The organism is Actinomycetospora chibensis (genome assembly GCF_028737215.1).
Lineage (GTDB): Bacteria > Actinomycetota > Actinomycetes > Mycobacteriales > Pseudonocardiaceae > Actinomycetospora > Actinomycetospora chibensis.
This window is the reverse complement of sequence record NZ_JAQZAM010000005.1, coordinates 301432-316327: the sequence shown is the minus strand read 5'-3', so window position 1 is coordinate 316327 and position 14896 is coordinate 301432. Positions and strand designations below refer to the sequence as shown.

General features: G+C 71.7%; 15 protein-coding genes. 11 read left to right on the top strand and 4 right to left on the bottom strand.

Translation table 11 applies throughout. The annotated features are described in order from the left end of the window. Positions 1-2 precede the first annotated feature (2 nt). The gene (locus PH189_RS10235; protein WP_274188665.1) at positions 3-1808 is read right to left on the bottom strand and encodes an alpha/beta fold hydrolase; all 1806 of its coding nucleotides are present in this window, start codon (positions 1806-1808) and stop codon (positions 3-5) included. Positions 1809-1906: 98 nt separating this feature from the next. Here PH189_RS10235 and PH189_RS10230 point away from each other — a divergent pair, with 98 nt between their 5' ends. Beyond that, a complete protein-coding gene (locus PH189_RS10230) occupies positions 1907-2227 on the top strand; it encodes a YbaB/EbfC family nucleoid-associated protein (RefSeq protein ID WP_274188719.1) in 321 nt (106 codons plus the stop codon). Between the two features lie 9 nt (positions 2228-2236). Further along, the gene (gene recR / locus PH189_RS10225; protein ID WP_274188664.1) at positions 2237-2845 is read left to right on the top strand and encodes a recombination mediator RecR; all 609 of its coding nucleotides are present in this window, start codon (positions 2237-2239) and stop codon (positions 2843-2845) included. Here the strand turns inward: recR and PH189_RS10220 are convergent. Beyond that, positions 2842-3030, bottom strand: coding sequence for a hypothetical protein (locus PH189_RS10220; RefSeq protein ID WP_274188663.1), 189 nt, complete (start codon positions 3028-3030; stop codon positions 2842-2844). The two genes, recR and PH189_RS10220, sit on opposite strands and share 4 nt — an antisense overlap. 259 nt (positions 3031-3289) lie before the next feature. Between PH189_RS10220 and PH189_RS10215 the strand changes: the two genes are divergently transcribed. After that, positions 3290-4168, top strand: coding sequence for a helix-turn-helix domain-containing protein (locus PH189_RS10215; protein WP_274188662.1), 879 nt, complete (start codon positions 3290-3292; stop codon positions 4166-4168). A gap of 73 nt (positions 4169-4241) precedes the next feature. Then, positions 4242-4409 (top strand): DUF397 domain-containing protein, encoded by a 168-nt coding sequence (locus PH189_RS10210; RefSeq protein WP_274188661.1) that lies wholly within the window; start codon positions 4242-4244, stop codon positions 4407-4409. Positions 4410-4545: 136 nt separating this feature from the next. Here PH189_RS10210 and leuA read toward each other — a convergent pair whose 3' ends face one another. Next, positions 4546-6333 (bottom strand): 2-isopropylmalate synthase, encoded by a 1788-nt coding sequence (gene leuA, locus PH189_RS10205; RefSeq protein WP_274188718.1) that lies wholly within the window; start codon positions 6331-6333, stop codon positions 4546-4548. Between the two features lie 343 nt (positions 6334-6676). Between leuA and PH189_RS10200 the strand changes: the two genes are divergently transcribed. The 6 genes from PH189_RS10200 (at position 6677) to PH189_RS10175 (ending at position 12134) form a co-directional block, all read left to right on the top strand. Next, complete coding sequence (locus PH189_RS10200) at positions 6677-7036, top strand: hypothetical protein (RefSeq protein ID WP_274188660.1); 360 nt, start codon at positions 6677-6679, stop codon at positions 7034-7036. A gap of 92 nt (positions 7037-7128) precedes the next feature. Then, complete coding sequence (locus PH189_RS10195; protein ID WP_274188659.1) at positions 7129-8394, top strand: aspartate kinase; 1266 nt, start codon at positions 7129-7131, stop codon at positions 8392-8394. 2 nt (positions 8395-8396) lie between these two features. Then, a complete protein-coding gene (locus tag PH189_RS10190; protein ID WP_274188658.1) occupies positions 8397-9449 on the top strand; it encodes an aspartate-semialdehyde dehydrogenase in 1053 nt (350 codons plus the stop codon). Between the two features lie 97 nt (positions 9450-9546). Then, on the top strand, positions 9547-10053 hold the full coding sequence (locus PH189_RS10185) for a Fur family transcriptional regulator (RefSeq protein WP_274188717.1): 507 nt from the start codon (positions 9547-9549) through the stop codon (positions 10051-10053). 35 nt (positions 10054-10088) lie between these two features. After that, positions 10089-11573 carry a catalase gene (locus PH189_RS10180; RefSeq protein WP_274188657.1) on the top strand — a complete coding sequence of 495 codons (1485 nt, stop codon included), beginning with the start codon at positions 10089-10091 and terminating at the stop codon, positions 11571-11573. A gap of 84 nt (positions 11574-11657) precedes the next feature. Further along, on the top strand, positions 11658-12134 hold the full coding sequence (locus PH189_RS10175; protein ID WP_274188656.1) for a Dps family protein: 477 nt from the start codon (positions 11658-11660) through the stop codon (positions 12132-12134). Between the two features lie 5 nt (positions 12135-12139). Here the strand turns inward: PH189_RS10175 and PH189_RS10170 are convergent, their stop codons facing one another. Then, complete coding sequence (locus tag PH189_RS10170; protein ID WP_274188655.1) at positions 12140-14008, bottom strand: S9 family peptidase; 1869 nt, start codon at positions 14006-14008, stop codon at positions 12140-12142. Between the two features lie 81 nt (positions 14009-14089). Here PH189_RS10170 and PH189_RS10165 point away from each other — a divergent pair, with 81 nt between their 5' ends. Then, positions 14090-14893, top strand: coding sequence for an SAM-dependent methyltransferase (locus PH189_RS10165; protein WP_274188654.1), 804 nt, complete (start codon positions 14090-14092; stop codon positions 14891-14893). The last annotated feature ends 3 nt before the right edge of the window (positions 14894-14896 follow it).

Here is a 14896-nt window from a genome sequence, read left to right as displayed (position 1 = left end):
GCTCAGCCCAGGGCGCGGCCCAGGAACGCGACGGCCCGGGGGTAGGCGTCGAGCCGGTTGGCGCGCTTCGCCAGCCCGTGGCCCTCGTCGTCGTAGACCACCATCTCCACCTCGACCCCGTTGGCGCGCACCGCCGCCGCCACCTGCTCGGCCTCGGAGAGCGGCACCCGCGGATCGTTCGCGCCGTGGATGACGAACAGCGGCGCGCGCACGTCGCCGATGCGCGTCAGCGGCGACGCGCGCTCGAGGAACGCGCGGTCGCGCTCCAGCGAGCCGTACTCCCGCTCGCGGTGGGCGCGCCGGTAGGGCGAGGTGTTCTCCAGGAACGTCACGAGCGACGAGATGCCGACGATGTCGACGCCCGCCGCCCACAGCTCGGGCTGGAAGGCCAGCCCGGCGAGGACCATGTAGCCGCCGTACGAGCCGCCCCACAGCGCCGCCCGTGTGGGGTCGAGCCCGAGGCGGGGAAGGTAGGCGTGCAGGGCGGCGAGGTCGGCGACGGAGTCGAGGCGCCGTTCGACGTCGTCGAGCGAGTACCAGCGCTTCCCGTAGCCCACCGAGCCGCGCACGTTCGGCACGAGCACCGTGTGCCCGGCGCCGACCAGCGCCTGGACGATCGGCGAGAACGCGCGCACCGACTGCCCCTCCGGACCGCCGTGCACGATCGTCACGCTCGACCCCGACGGTTGGGGCGGCGAGTAGACGAAGCACGGCACGGTCTCACCGTCCGGCGTCGGCACGCCGTGGCTGGTGGGGGCGACGAGGTCGAGGTCCTCCAGCGGCTCGCGGGACGAGGCGACGACGCCGGAACGGCCGCGCGCGGCGTCGACGAGCAGGACGTCGGCCGGGGTCGCGGGGTCGGTCCACGTGATCGCGAGCCCGGTGCCGTCGGGCGACCAGCGCGGCACGGCGAGGAAGTCGGCGACCCCGCCGCGCAGCTCGGCGGGCAGGCCGACCGCGCGCCGGAAGGTGCCGTCGACGTCGTGGACGGCGAGGCGGCTCGTGCCGTCGTCGTCGGTCACCACCAGCAGCGTCTCGCCGTCCGGCGACAGCCGTGCGGTGACGTCGTGCTCGTCGTCGGTCACCAGCCAGGTCAGCTCGCCGCTGCGGACGTCGAGCCGGGCGACGCCGAGGTGGTCGCGCCCGGAGTCCGTGGTGATCACCGCGGCCTCGCCCCGGGGCAGCCACTGCGGGGCGAGGTAGCGGGCGTGCTCGCCGGCGTCGGTGAGCTCGGTGGTCGTGTCGCCGGCGAGCAGCAGGACCTGCGAGCTCAGCGCGGGACGGCCGGGTCGGGTCATCAGGGCACGGGTGCCCTCGTGGCTCACCGCGGCGCCGCCCACCATCCCGCCGCCGTCGTAGAGGACGGTCTCGGTGCCGTCGTCGACGCGGCGGACGACGAGGTCGAAGTCCACGCCGTTGCGCCGATTCGTCGTGTAGACGACCTCGCCGGTCGGGAGGACCTCGACGAGACCATGGATGTACGCGGGGTCGTGCACGAGCGGGACGAGGCCGTCCTCGCCGACCGGCTCGGTCACGGCGTCCGGGTCGAGCAGTGAGAGCTGGGCACGCTCGTCGCCGCCGGCGTCGTGGGAGACGACGACGCGCCGCGTGCCCGGCAGGTACCGCCCGTGGCAGGCACCCGGCAGCGCCGTGAGGGATACGCGAGTCCCGTCGGGACGCAGCTCGACGAGCTGCACCGTCCCGGACCCGTCGTACCCCGCGAGGATGCGGCCCTGCGCGTCCACGTCGAACGCGCGCCAGGTGGTCACCTCGAGGAGGCGGTGCAGCAGATCGGTCGTCTCGTTCATCGTCGACGTAGCCTGCCCGCCGCAGCCCCACACGGCGACCACGGGCGCGCGGTTAGGGTGGTGATGTGCAACCCGGTCAGAACCCTGAAGGCATGGACATGGGCGCGCTGCTGCAGCAGGCGCAGGCGATGCAGGAGCAGCTGATGTCCGCCCAGGCGGAGCTGGCCGAGGCCGAGGTCACCGGCCAGGCGGGCAACGGCCTGGTCACCGTCACCCAGACCGCCACCGGCGAGGTCCGCTCCGTGCGGATCGACCCGAAGGTCGTCGACCCGGACGACGTCGAGACGCTGCAGGACCTCATCGTCGGCGCGATCGCCGACGCCGCACAGGCCGCCGCCGAGCTGCAGGCCGAGAAGATGGGCCCGCTCGCCGGTGGGCTCGGGGACATGGGCGGCGGGCTGGGCCTGCCCGGCCAGTAGGTTCGTCGGGTGTTCGAGGGACCGGTCCAAGACCTGATCGACGAGCTGGGCCGCCTGCCCGGCATCGGTCCCAAGAGCGCCCAGCGCATCGCCTTCCACCTCCTCGCCACCGAGGAGGCCGACGTGACGCGCCTGCAGGAGGCCCTGCAGAAGGTCAAGGTCGGTGTCGTCTTCTGCGACGTCTGCGGCAACGTCTCGGAGCAGCCCCGCTGCCGGATCTGCAGCGATGCCCGACGCGACGCGACGGTGGTCTGCGTCGTCGAGGAGCCGAAGGACGTCATGGCGGTGGAGCGCACCCGCGAGTTCCGCGGTCGCTACCACGTCCTGGGCGGGGCGCTCGATCCGCTCTCGGGCATCGGCCCCGATCAGCTGCGCGTCCGTGAGCTGCTCACCCGCATCGGCGGCGCCGGCGACGAGCCGGAGATCGCCGAGGTCATCCTCGCCATGGACCCGAACACCGAGGGCGAGGCCACGGCCACCTATCTCGTGCGCCTGCTGCGCGACTTCCCGGGGCTCAGCGTCACCAAGCTGGCGTCCGGCCTCCCCATGGGCGGCGACCTCGAGTTCGCCGACGAGCTCACGCTCGGTCGGGCCCTCGCAGGCCGCCGCGCCTTCTAGAGTCGGGCGTCCCGCGCCCGGACGGGCGTGCGGTAGGCGACGGACCCGGCCCGGTCGAGCTCCATCTCGGCGCGGTGCACGCGCCCCATCCGCTTGCGCGTCGCCTCGCGGTGCACGGAGATGCCCACGAGCACGCCCAGGACGAACAGGGCCCAGAAGATCACTACGGCGATGATGATGGTCATGGCGGTCATCGTCGGCCGCCCCTCGTTGCGCTCATGATCAGTGCCTCCCGTCGAGTCGTGCGGCCCGTTGTGCGGTCCACAGCTCCGGCGATCCAGCTCCGGTCTTCCTGACAGTGCTGTGTGCGACCCCACAGCACAAGAGAATTCTGCAATTGCACGCAACGATTGCGTGACGACATGGCCGTCCGGGGTCTACCGTGTGCGCAGCGAAGCCGGTGGGGGGAGCCGACACAGATCGCCCATCTCAGGAGGCGCGCGCATGACCTGGTCGCCGGGCCCCGTGGTGACCCGCCGCCGCCTCGGCGGCGAGCTCAAGCGCCTGCGAGAGGGCAGGCGCCTCAAACTCGAGGACGTCGCGCGCCGGCTCGAGTGCTCGCCGTCGAAGATCAGCCGGCTCGAGAACGGCAAGGGCGTGCCCCGCTGGCGCGACGTCCGGGACATGCTCGACGTGTACGACGTCCAGGACGCCGGGATGCGCGACCGTCTCGAGTCCTGGGCACGGACCGGCCAGGCGAAGATGTGGTGGCGCTCGTACAGCGACGTCATGCCACCTGCCATGGCGACCTACGTCGAGCTCGAGTGGGACGCGGCGCGGATCCAGGCGTACGAGCCGTTCGTCGTGCACGGTCTCCTGCAGACGCCCGACTACGCCCGCGTGGTGCTCCGCAACGCTCTGGGATCGTCCGCACCAGAGCGGACGATCGACAAGCTGGTCGAGGTCCGGATGCAGCGTCAGGACGCCCTGAAACAGGAGCACGGGCTCTCGTTCGCGTGCGTGCTCGACGAGTCCGTCCTCAATCGGGTCGTCGGATCGGTCGACATCCTCAAGGCCCAGCTCGAGCACCTCCTGACCGCCGCCGAGGCCGAGCACGTCGACGTGCGCGTCCTGCCGTTCTCGGCGGGCCTCGTCCCCGGAAGTCGTGGCGCGTTCGCCAAGCTCGACTACAGCGAGGGCATCGAGCACGGCCTCGTCTATGTCGAGCGGCCGCCGGTCGCGGGCGAGTTCCTCGCGGACCCGGCGGAGATCGCGGATCACGAGGCCTGGTTGGAGGGCCTGTACGCAGCGGCGTTGAGCGAGTCGGACTCCGTCCCGCTGCTGGAACGAGCCGTTCGCCGCATCGACACCACCGATGGGTGAGTCCGGCTTCCGGCGACGTCGCAGACGCCTCGAAGATGCCGCAGTGCGATCGCGTCGTGACGTTCAGGTGCCGGTGAGGACGAGCAGCTTCTGCAGCGACGGGAGCTGTGTCGGCGTCGCGATCGGTTCCGACGAGGTCCGCGTCGTCGACACGAAGTCCGAGGGCGTGCTGAGCTTCACGACCAGGGAGTGGGCGGCGTTCGTCGCCGGCGTCAAGGCCGGTGAGTTCGACCTCCCCTAAGCAAGGTCCGGGTGCGTGGAGCGAACGCTCCGCCCAGCAAGACGTCCGCGCCACGAACCGAGATCTTGCTCCCTGCACGCGACCTCGGTGACGAAACCCGCGCTCAGCGCGGGTTCCGCCACCGAAGTCGGGAACGTCAGCGCATCGCGCGGTTGATCGCCGACACGACCGCCTTGAGCGAGGCGGTGAGGATCGAGCCGTCGATGCCGATGCCCCAGACCTCGGTGTCGCCGACGGCCGCCTCGACGTAGGCGGCCGCGCGGGCGTCGTCGCCGGCGGACATGGCGTGCTCGGCGTAGTCGAGGACGCGGACGTCGTAACCGACGGTGGCGAGGGCGTCGACGAAGGCGGCGATCGGGCCGTTGCCGACGCCGGTGACCTCGTGCAGGTCGCCCTCGACCTTCAGCGTGGCGCTGAGCTCGGCCTTGCCGTCGTCGTGGGTCGACACCCGCGAGCTCACGAGCTCCAGGGGCACCCGCCGCAGCAGGTACTCCTCGGTGAAGATGTCGTACATCTCCTTGGCCGAGACCTCGCCGCCCTCGGAGTCGGTGACCTCCTGGACGCGGCGCGAGAACTCGATCTGGAGGCGTCGCGGCAGGTCCATCTGATGCTCGGTCTTCATCAGGTAGGCAACGCCGCCCTTGCCCGACTGCGAGTTGACCCGGATGACGGCCTCGTAGGTGCGGCCGACGTCCTTCGGGTCGATCGGCAGGTACGGGACCTCCCACGGGTGCTCGGACACGTCGTGCCCGGCCTCCGACGCCTCGGCCGCCATCGCCTGCAGGCCCTTGTTGATCGCGTCCTGGTGCGAGCCCGAGAACGCGGTGAAGACGAGGTCGCCGCCCCAGGGGTGGCGCTCGCCGACGGGCAGCTGGTTGCAGAACTCGACGGTGCGACGGACCTCGTCGATGTCCGAGAAGTCGATCTGCGGGTCGATGCCCTGGCTGAACAGGTTCATGCCCAGGGTCACCAGGCAGACGTTGCCGGTGCGCTCACCGTTGCCGAACAGGCAGCCCTCGACGCGGTCGGCGCCGGCCTGGACGCCGAGCTCGGCGGCGGCGACGCCGGTGCCGCGGTCGTTGTGGGGGTGCAGCGACAGGATGATCGAGTCGCGGCGCGCGAGGTTGCGGTGCATCCACTCGATGGAGTCCGCGTAGACGTTCGGCGTCGCCATCTCCACCGTCGCCGGCAGGTTGACGATCATCGGCTTCTCGGGCGTCGGCTCCCAGACGTCACCGACGGCGTCGACGATCTCCTTGGCGTACGAGAGCTCGGTGCCGGTGTACGACTCGGGCGAGTACTGGAAGCGCCAGTCGGTGCCCGGCCGCTTCTCGGCCTCCGCGCGGACCTTCTCCGCGCCGTCGACCGCGATCTTCGTGATGCCGTCGCGGTCGGAGCGGAAGACCACGCGCCGCTGCAGGATCGAGGTCGAGTTGTAGAGGTGGACGACCGCCGAGTGCACGCCCTCGAGGGACTCGAAGGTCCGCGTGATCAGCTCGGGTCGCGCCTGGGTCAGCACCTGGATGCGGACGTCGGCCGGGATCGCGCCTTGCTCGATGATCTCGCGGACGAAATCGAAGTCGGTCTGCGAGGCGGCGGGGAAGCCGACCTCGATCTCCTTGTAGCCCATGCGCACGAGCAGGTCGAACATGCGGCGCTTGCGCGCGGGCGACATCGGGTCGATCAGGGCCTGGTTGCCGTCGCGCAGGTCGACCGCGCCCCAGAGCGGCGTCTTCTCGATCACGCGGTCCGGCCAGGTGCGGTCGGGCAGCGAGATCTTCTCGACGAGGTCGGCGAAGCGCCGGTAGCGCTGCACCGGCATGCGGCTGGGGCGCTGGGTGTTCCAGGCCGGCTGGCCGTCGGGGATGTCGCCGTCGGGATGGACGACGGTCGAACGGATGTCGGCGATCGGCTCGTCGTTCATCGACGTGCCGGGAGTGATGCTCATGGGGTGTCGCGCTCCTGGATCCTGCAGCACTGCGAGGGATGGCGACCGGCAGCGCGCATCACCCGCGGCAGGGGGCCGGTCTGTTCAGACCCCGCCGCGGCGGCGAAGAAGCAGGCCCGGGGTGATGGCCGGGGCTGCGGGCGCGGAGAACATCGCCCTCCACGGTAGTCCCGCCACGTCGTGGTCCGGTACCCCGGGACCCCGGACGACCGGGGTCGCACACCCCCGAACAGGCCTCCGACCTGCGCAGAAGTGCCTCGGTGACTCAGGTCGCACCCTCGGCTACCGACCAGTCACCTAACGTGCCATGATGTCGCGCATGGCGCAGGATGCGAGCACGGACACGTCCGAACAGCGGCGTTCGCACACCTCCGAGGACATGCGCGCACTGGTCCGCAAGGTCCTCACCGTGGCGGCGTCGGTGATCCGGATCCTCACCGTCATCTTCGCGGCGATCCTCGTCGTGCACGTGATCCTCGCGGTGGCCGGGGCCAACCCCGCCAACGGCATCACGATCTTCTTCCGCGATCTCGCGAACAACCTGACGCTGGGCATCGGCGACCTGTTCCTGCCCGCCAGCGAGTCGCTGCGGATCATCCTCAACTTCGGGCTCGCCGCGGTCGTGTGGATCGTGATCGGCATCGTCGTCTCCAAGCTTCTCAACGCCCTCGCGCCGTAGCCGCTCCAGGGTGGTGACAGCCACCTCGTGAGCCCGCAGGCCTCGGATAGGGTCGGAGCCGTTCGCCGACCAGCAGGTGGAGGTCCGTCGCGGTGGCACTCGTCGTCCAGAAGTACGGCGGCTCGTCGGTGCAGTCGGCCGACCGCATCCGGCGGGTGGCCGAGCGCATCGTGCGCACGGGCAAGGACGGGAACGACGTGGTCGTCGTCGCCTCCGCCATGGGCGACACGACCGACGAGCTGACCGACCTCGCGATGCAGGTGCACCCCAGCCCGCCGCCGCGCGAGATGGACATGCTGCTGACGTCGGGGGAGCGCATCTCCAACGCGCTGCTGGCCATGGCGATCAACGCCCTCGGCGGGCGCGCGCGGTCGTTCAGCGGCTCGCAGGCCGGCATGATCACCACGGGGAAGCACGGCGACGCCCGCATCGTCGACGTCACCCCGGGGCGCATCCACGCCGCCCTCGCCGAGGACCACATCGCGCTCGTCGCGGGGTTCCAGGGCGTCAGCGCGGACTCCAAGGAGATCACGACGCTCGGCCGCGGCGGGTCGGACACGACGGCGGTCGCGATGGCCGCCGCCATGAAGGCCGACGTCTGCGAGATCTACACGGACGTCGACGGCGTGTACTCCGCCGACCCGCGCATCGTCCCGGACGCGAAGCTGCTCGAGACCATCACCTACGAGGAGATGCTCGAGATGGCCGCGTGCGGGGCCAAGGTGCTGCACCTGCGGGCCGTGGAGTACGCCCGCCGCGAGGGCGTGCCGCTGCGGGTGCGCTCGTCGTACAACGACAAGCCCGGCACGACGATCGTCGGGTCGATCGAGGAGCTCAGCGTGGAACAGGCCGTCCTCACCGGAGTCGCGCACGACCGGTCCGAGGCCAAGATCACGGTCATCGGCGTGCCCGACCAGCCCGGCTTCGCGGCGCGCATCTTCCGCGCGGTCGCCGACGCCGAGATCAACATCGACATGGTCCTGCAGAACGTGTCGCACCTGAAGACGGGCAAGACCGACGTGACCTTCACCCTGCCCGTCAAGGACGGCCCCAAGGGCGTCGCCGCCCTGTCCGCCGTGCAGGGCGAGGTCGGCCACGAGGACGTCATCTACGACGAGCACGTCGGCAAGGTGACCCTCGTGGGCGCCGGCATGCGCAGCCACCCTGGCGTCACCGCGACGTTCTGCGAGTCGCTGGCCCTCGCCGGCGTGAACATCGAGATGATGAACACCTCGGAGATCCGGATCTCCGCGCTCATGCGCGACACCCAGCTGGACGACGCCGTCCGCGCCCTCCACGCCGCCTTCGACCTCGGGGGCGACGAGGAGGCCGTGGTGCACGCGGGAACAGGACGCTGACCATGACCACCCTCGCCATCGTCGGCGCGACCGGGGCCGTGGGCACCGTCATGATCGACATCATCAACGCCCGGGAGACCGTGCCCTGGTCGGAGATTCGCCTGATCGCCTCGCCGCGCTCGGCGGGCAAGCGCCTCACGGTGCGCGGCCGGGAGATCGAGGTCGTCGCGCTCGCGCCCGAGGCCTTCGACGGCATCGACATCGCGATGTTCGACGTGCCCGACGAGATCAGCGCCGAGTGGGCGCCGGTGGCGGTGTCCCGCGGCGCGATCGCGGTCGACAACTCCGGGGCGTTCCGGATGGACCCCGAGGTCCCGCTCGTCGTGCCCGAGGTCAACGCGGAGGCGGCGCACACGCGGCCGAAGGGCATCGTCGCCAACCCGAACTGCACGACGCTGTCGATGATGGCCGCGCTCGGCGCCCTGCACCGCGCCTTCGGGCTGCGCGAGCTCGTCGTCGCCAGCTACCAGGCGGCGTCCGGTGCGGGCCAGGACGGCATCGACCGCCTGCGCGCCGAGCTCGCGGCCGTCGCCGGCAAGGACGTCGGCAACCGGCGCGGCGACGTCGCCGAGGCCCTCGCGGCCGCGGGGCTCTCCGAGGACACCCCGTTCGGCGCCCCGCTGGCGCTCAACGTGGTGCCGTTCGCGGGCTCGCCGAAGGCGGACGGCTGGACCTCCGAGGAGCTCAAGGTCCGCAACGAGTCGCGGAAGATCCTCGACCTGCCCGAGCTCAAGGTGTCGGCCACCTGCGTGCGGGTGCCCGTGATCACCACGCACTCGCTCGCGGTGCACGCCACCTTCGCCGGCCCGGTCGACGTCGCCACGGCGCACCAGGTCTTCGCCGCCCAGCCCTCGATCGTGCTGGTCGACGAGCCGGAGGCCAAGCGCTTCCCGACCCCGGCGGACGTCGTCGGCGAGGACCCGACCTACGTCGGGCGCGTGCGGCAGGCGCTGGACTTCCCGGACACCCTCGACTTCTTCGTGTGCGGCGACAACCTGCGCAAGGGCGCCGCGCTGAACACCTACGAGATCGCCGAGGAGCTCGTCCGGAGCTGAGGCGCGGCCGCCCGCTTTTCTTGACTCGTTCCAGTCTGGCTGGCACCTTGGGGTCATCATGACCTCACGGACCGAGCACGAGGGCGACCCCGCAGTAATGCCCGTGGTCGCGTCTCCTGCGGATCCACGTCACCACGTGGCCGATCCGCGGGCACGGCTCCGCCAGGCCGGACTGCGGGTCACCGCGCCCCGGCAGGCGGTGCTCGGGGTCCTCGGCGATCACCCCCACTCCACGGCGGACGCCGTGGCGTCGGCGGTGCGCGGCCGGTTGGGGTCGGTGTCCACCCAGGCCGTGTACGACGTCCTCGCCGCGTGCGTGGACGCCGGCCTCGTGCGCCGCATCGAGCCCGCGGGCTCCGCGGCGCGGTACGAGACCCGCACGGGCGACAACCACCACCACGTCGTGTGCCGCGCGTGCGGCGCGACCGCCGACATCGACTGCGTGGTCGGCGAGCGCCCGTGCCTGGCCCCGTCCGACGCGGGGGGCTTCGTCGTCGACGAGGCCGAGATCGTCTTCTGGGGCACCTGCCCGGCCTGCCGGGACGCAGGAGCGGGTACCCCGCATATCGACGCCGACGGGACGAGCTCGATCCCGTCACGGTGAAGACACGAGAGCCACCACCACGAGGAGAGGCGAACGTGACCAATCCGAACCGTTCTTACGCCACCGACGACGCCGGTATCCCGGCACCCAGCCACGAGTTCTCCGCGACGGTCGGGACGGACGGACCCCTGGTCCTCCAGGACCACTACCTGATCGAGCAGATGGCGAACTTCAACCGGGAGCGCATCCCGGAGCGTCAGCCGCACGCGAAGGGCAGCGGGGCGTTCCTGACGTTCGAGGTCACGCAGGACGTCTCGGCCTACACCAAGGCCGCGGTCTTCCAGCCCGGTGAGACCACCGAGGGGATCATCCGGTTCTCCACCGTCGCCGGTGAGCGGGGCAGCCCGGACACCTGGCGCGACCCGCGCGGATTCGCCCTCAAGCTGTGGACCCGCGAGGGCAACTGGGACATGGTCGGCAACAACACGCCGGTCTTCTTCATCCGCGACCCCATGAAGTTCCAGAACTTCATCCGGTCGCAGAAGCGCCTCGCCCGCAACGGCCTGCGCGACCACGACATGCAGTGGGACTTCTGGACGCTCTCGCCCGAGTCGAAGCACCAGGTCACGTGGCTCATGGGCGACCGGGGCATCCCGAAGGACTGGCGCCACATGAACGGCTACTCGAGCCACACCTACATGTGGGTCAACTCGGCCGGCGAGGAGTTCTGGGTCAAGTACCACTTCAAGTCCGACCAGGGCGTCGAGTGCCTGACCGAGGAGGAGGCCGGCCGCCTCGCGGGTGAGGACGCCGACTACCACCAGCGCGACCTCTACGAGGCGATCGAGCGCGGGGAGTTCCCGAGCTGGACCCTCCACGTGCAGATCATGCCGTTCGAGGACGCGAAGACCTACCGGTTCAACCCGTTCGACCTGACGAAGGTGTGGCCGCACAGCGACTACCCCCTCCAGGAGGTCGGGAAGATGACGCTGAACCGGAACCCGGTCGACTACCACACCGAGATCGAGCAGGTCGCGTTCGAGCCGAACAACCAGCCGCCCGGGCTGGGCCTGTCGCCGGACAAGATGCTGCTGGCCCGCGGGTTCTCGTACGCCGACGCGCACCGCGCCCGGCTCGGGGTCAACTACAAGCAGATCCCGGTGAACTCGCCGCAGGGCACCGACGCGCACCCGTACACCGTCGCGGGCGCGATGCGGGTCGTGAACGCGCCGGACCCGGTCTACGCGCCGAACACCAAGGGCGGCCCGCAGACGACCGAGACGATCCAGCCGCCGACGTGGTACTCGGACGGTCAGATCCAGCGCGCGGCCTACGTGCCGCACGCCGAGGACACCGACGAGGTCCAGGCCCGCACGATGATGCTCGAGGTCTGGGACGACGACATGCGCGAGCGCTTCGTCGAGAACGTCTCCGGCCACCTCTCCAAGGGGGTCGGTGACGACGTCCTCGCCCGCGCGTTCGACTACTGGAAGTCGATCGACGAGGGCATGGGTCAGCGTGTCGAGGACCGCGTCCGCGAGCTGACCGGCAAGGAGCAGAAGGTCCTCAGCCAGAGCTGAGCCACGCGCTCACACACACGGCACCCGGCCTGCCCCACACATCCTGGTGGGGTGGGCCGTGGTGTTCGAGAGGAGATCACCACCATGGCCACCGCCCCCATCACGAGCCCCCTGCCCGACGACGCGCAGCAGACCGTCGGCGCCGTCCTGCAGGACAGCCTGGCCGACTTCGTCGACCTGTCCCTGACCGCCAAGCAGTGGCACTGGAACGTCGTCGGTCGCAACTTCCGCGAGGCGCACCTGCACCTCGACGAGCTGGTCGAGCTCGCGCGGACCTACTCCGACGAGGTCGCCGAGCGCGCCGCCACCATCGGTGTCTCGCCCGACGGCCGCACGGAGACCGTCGCCAAGAGCAGCGGTCTGCAGAAGACCGAGGAGGGCTGGCGCGACGTCGAGGACGTCAACGAGGCCGTCGTCGAGACCCTCGCGCGTCTCATCGAGCGCATGCGCGAGCGCATCGAGGCCACCGACGAGCCCGACCCGGTCACCCAGGACCTGCTCATCGCCCAGACGGCGAAGCTCGAGGAGGCCCACTGGATGTGGCAGGCCAAGACGGCCTGAGCCCCTCAGGCGGGGACGGGGAGCCCGAGCGCGCGGCGGGCGAACGCGATCTCGGCGACCGTGTGCCGGAGGGTCTCGGCCACCACCAGGGACCCGTGCCCGGCGTCGTAGCGCACCATCGCGTACTCCCGCCCCCGCTCCGCCAGGGCGTCCAGGTAGTTGTCGATCTGGCGGATCGGGCAGCGCGGGTCGTTCTCGCCGGCGAGCACGAGGACCGGCGCCCGCACCGCGTCCACCCACGTGAGCGGTGACGCCTCCGTGTAGCGCTCCGGCACCTGCTCGGGCGACCCGCCGAACAGCGAGCGGTCGAAGGCGCGCAGCGGCTCCATCTCGTCCTCGTAGGCCGCGAGGTAGTCCGCCACCGGGACGCCCGCGCATCCCACCGCCCAGCGCTCCGGCTGGCGCCCGAGGCCGAGCAGCGTGAGGTAGCCACCCCAGGACCAGCCTTCGAGCACACAGGCGGCCGGGTCGGCGAGCCCCGACGCGACGGCCCAGTCGTGCACCGCGGCGACGTCCTCGAGCTCCGTGGTGCCCGGGCGTCCCTCGATGGCGTCCCGCCACGCCGACCCATAGCCCGACGAGCCGCGGTAGTTCACGTGCACCACGGCGAAGCCCGCGTCGACCCACACCGCGCGCACCGGCGACCAGCGGTCCTCGTCGGCCGCCTGCGGGCCTCCGTGGATCATGAACACGGTCGGGACGGGGCCGGTCGTGCCCGCGGGTCGGGTCCACAGCGCGTGGACCGGACCGGCGACCCCGTCGACCCACGCGTCCTCCAGGGCGACGGAGGGCTCGGGTCGCTCCCCGGGCGGGGCGAGCAGCTCGGTGTCGGTGCCGTCCGGGCGCAGGGCGCGCACCGACGACGGGTACGCCGCCGACGACCAGCCGTACTCCACGGTCCCGTCGGGACGTACGTCCGCACCGCCGACCGAGCCGGCGGCCGTCGGCAGGTCGGACAGCGCGCCCGTGGCGAGGTCGTAGCGGTGCAGCGTCGTGCGGCCCGCGCGGGTGTGGGCGACGAGCAGCGCCGAAGCGTCGGGGTAGAAGCCGGCGGAGAGGTCGCCGGGCAGGTCGATGTCGAGCACGGTCTCGGTGTCCGTCGCCAGGTCCCAGATCAGCAGCTCGTCGCGGCCGCGGCGCTCGTGGCCGACGAGCAGGCGTTGGTCGCCCTCGACCGGCGCGAACTCGATCGGGTCCAGGCCCTTCCCCTCGCCGTCGTGCCGCTCGCCCACCGCGACGGCGTCGGCGACCCGCAGGACGCGGATCGCCGGGTGGCGCGAGTCGCCGTGCTCGGCGTGCGAGATGGCCAGCAGCGTCTCGTCGCGCGACAGCGCCCCGATCCCGGCGTCCTCGGTGTGGGTGTAGAGGACGCGCGCTTCTCCCCACCCGTCGTCACTGCCCTCGCTCACCGCGAGCGTCGACCCGTCGTCGGTCGACCAGCCGACGGCGACCGTCCGCCGGCCCAGGTCGAGCCCCGCCGGGTAACCGGGCTCCGCGCCCGCGACGGCCGGCTCGGCGGACCCGCCGGCGAAGGGCTCGCGGACCCACACCCCGAACTCGTCGCCGTCGGTGTCGTCGAACCACCAGATCGCGGTGCCGTCGGTGCTCGGCGCGCCGCCCCGTGTGCCGTTCGGCCGGTCGGTGACCCGCCGATGGGTGTCCGCGGAGCGATCCCAGGCGTAGATCTCCCAGGTCCCGGTGGCGTTCGACGAGTAGACGCTGTGATCCGGGGCGTCTCGTGCCCAGTCGGGCACCGAGACGCGCGCGGCCGTGAACCGGCCCCGCCAGCGGTTCTCGACGGCGGCATCGGCGAACAGGGCGTCCGGGATCTCAGGAGCCGGGTCCTGGCGGCGGTGCGGCGACGACGCGGTCATGCCCCGAATCCTGCCCGCCGGTGTGCCGCTGCCGCCGTGTGGACCGGCCGGTGGGAGAGGATGCGCACGGGGGGAGACACCATGACCGATCTCGGGCCGGACGACGAGGAGACGCCGCCGAACCTGGCGCGCGTGTTCGACCACTATCTCGGAGGCGACGACAACACCCTCGTCGACCGGGAGTTCGCCGCGGAGGTGGATCAGGTCCTGCCCGGCATGGGCGACCTGTGCCGGGGCCACCGACGGTTCTCCGCCGCGGTGGTGGACCACTGGTGCGCCGAGGGCATCGACCAGTTCCTCGAGCTGGGCGCGGGCCTGCCGACCGTCGACCACGTCCACACCCGCGCGCGTCGCGTGCATCCCGGGGCGCGGGTGGCCTACGTCGACGAGGACCCGGTCGCGGTGGTGCACGCCCGCCGCGTCGTCGCGCGCCACGAGGGCGTCTCGGTGCTGCTGGCCGACGCGGGCGACGCGGAGACGGTGCTGGCCGCGCCCGAGGTCCGGGACCTCCTGGACCTGACGCGACCGGTCGGTGTGCTCGCCGTCGGCGTCCTGCACTACGTGCCCGACGCGGTCGCCGCGGAGGCGATGCGCCGCTACCGCGAGGCCCTTGCTCCGGGGAGCGGTGTCGCGATCTCGCATCTCACGGGCGTCGGACGGCCCGATCTCCACACCTGGTCGACGATCAACCACGGCGGCTGGAGCTACGCGCCGACGCTGCGGGACCCCGAGGACATGGACCCGTGGCTCGAGGGCCTGGAGCTGGTCGGACCCGGGTGGGCCTCCGCGCCGCACTGGGTCCCGGCGGGCGCGGTGCCGGGTGCCGGGGAGACGGCGAGCGGGCTGTGGGGTGTGGTCGCGCGGCGGCCCGACCGCCGGGGATGATCG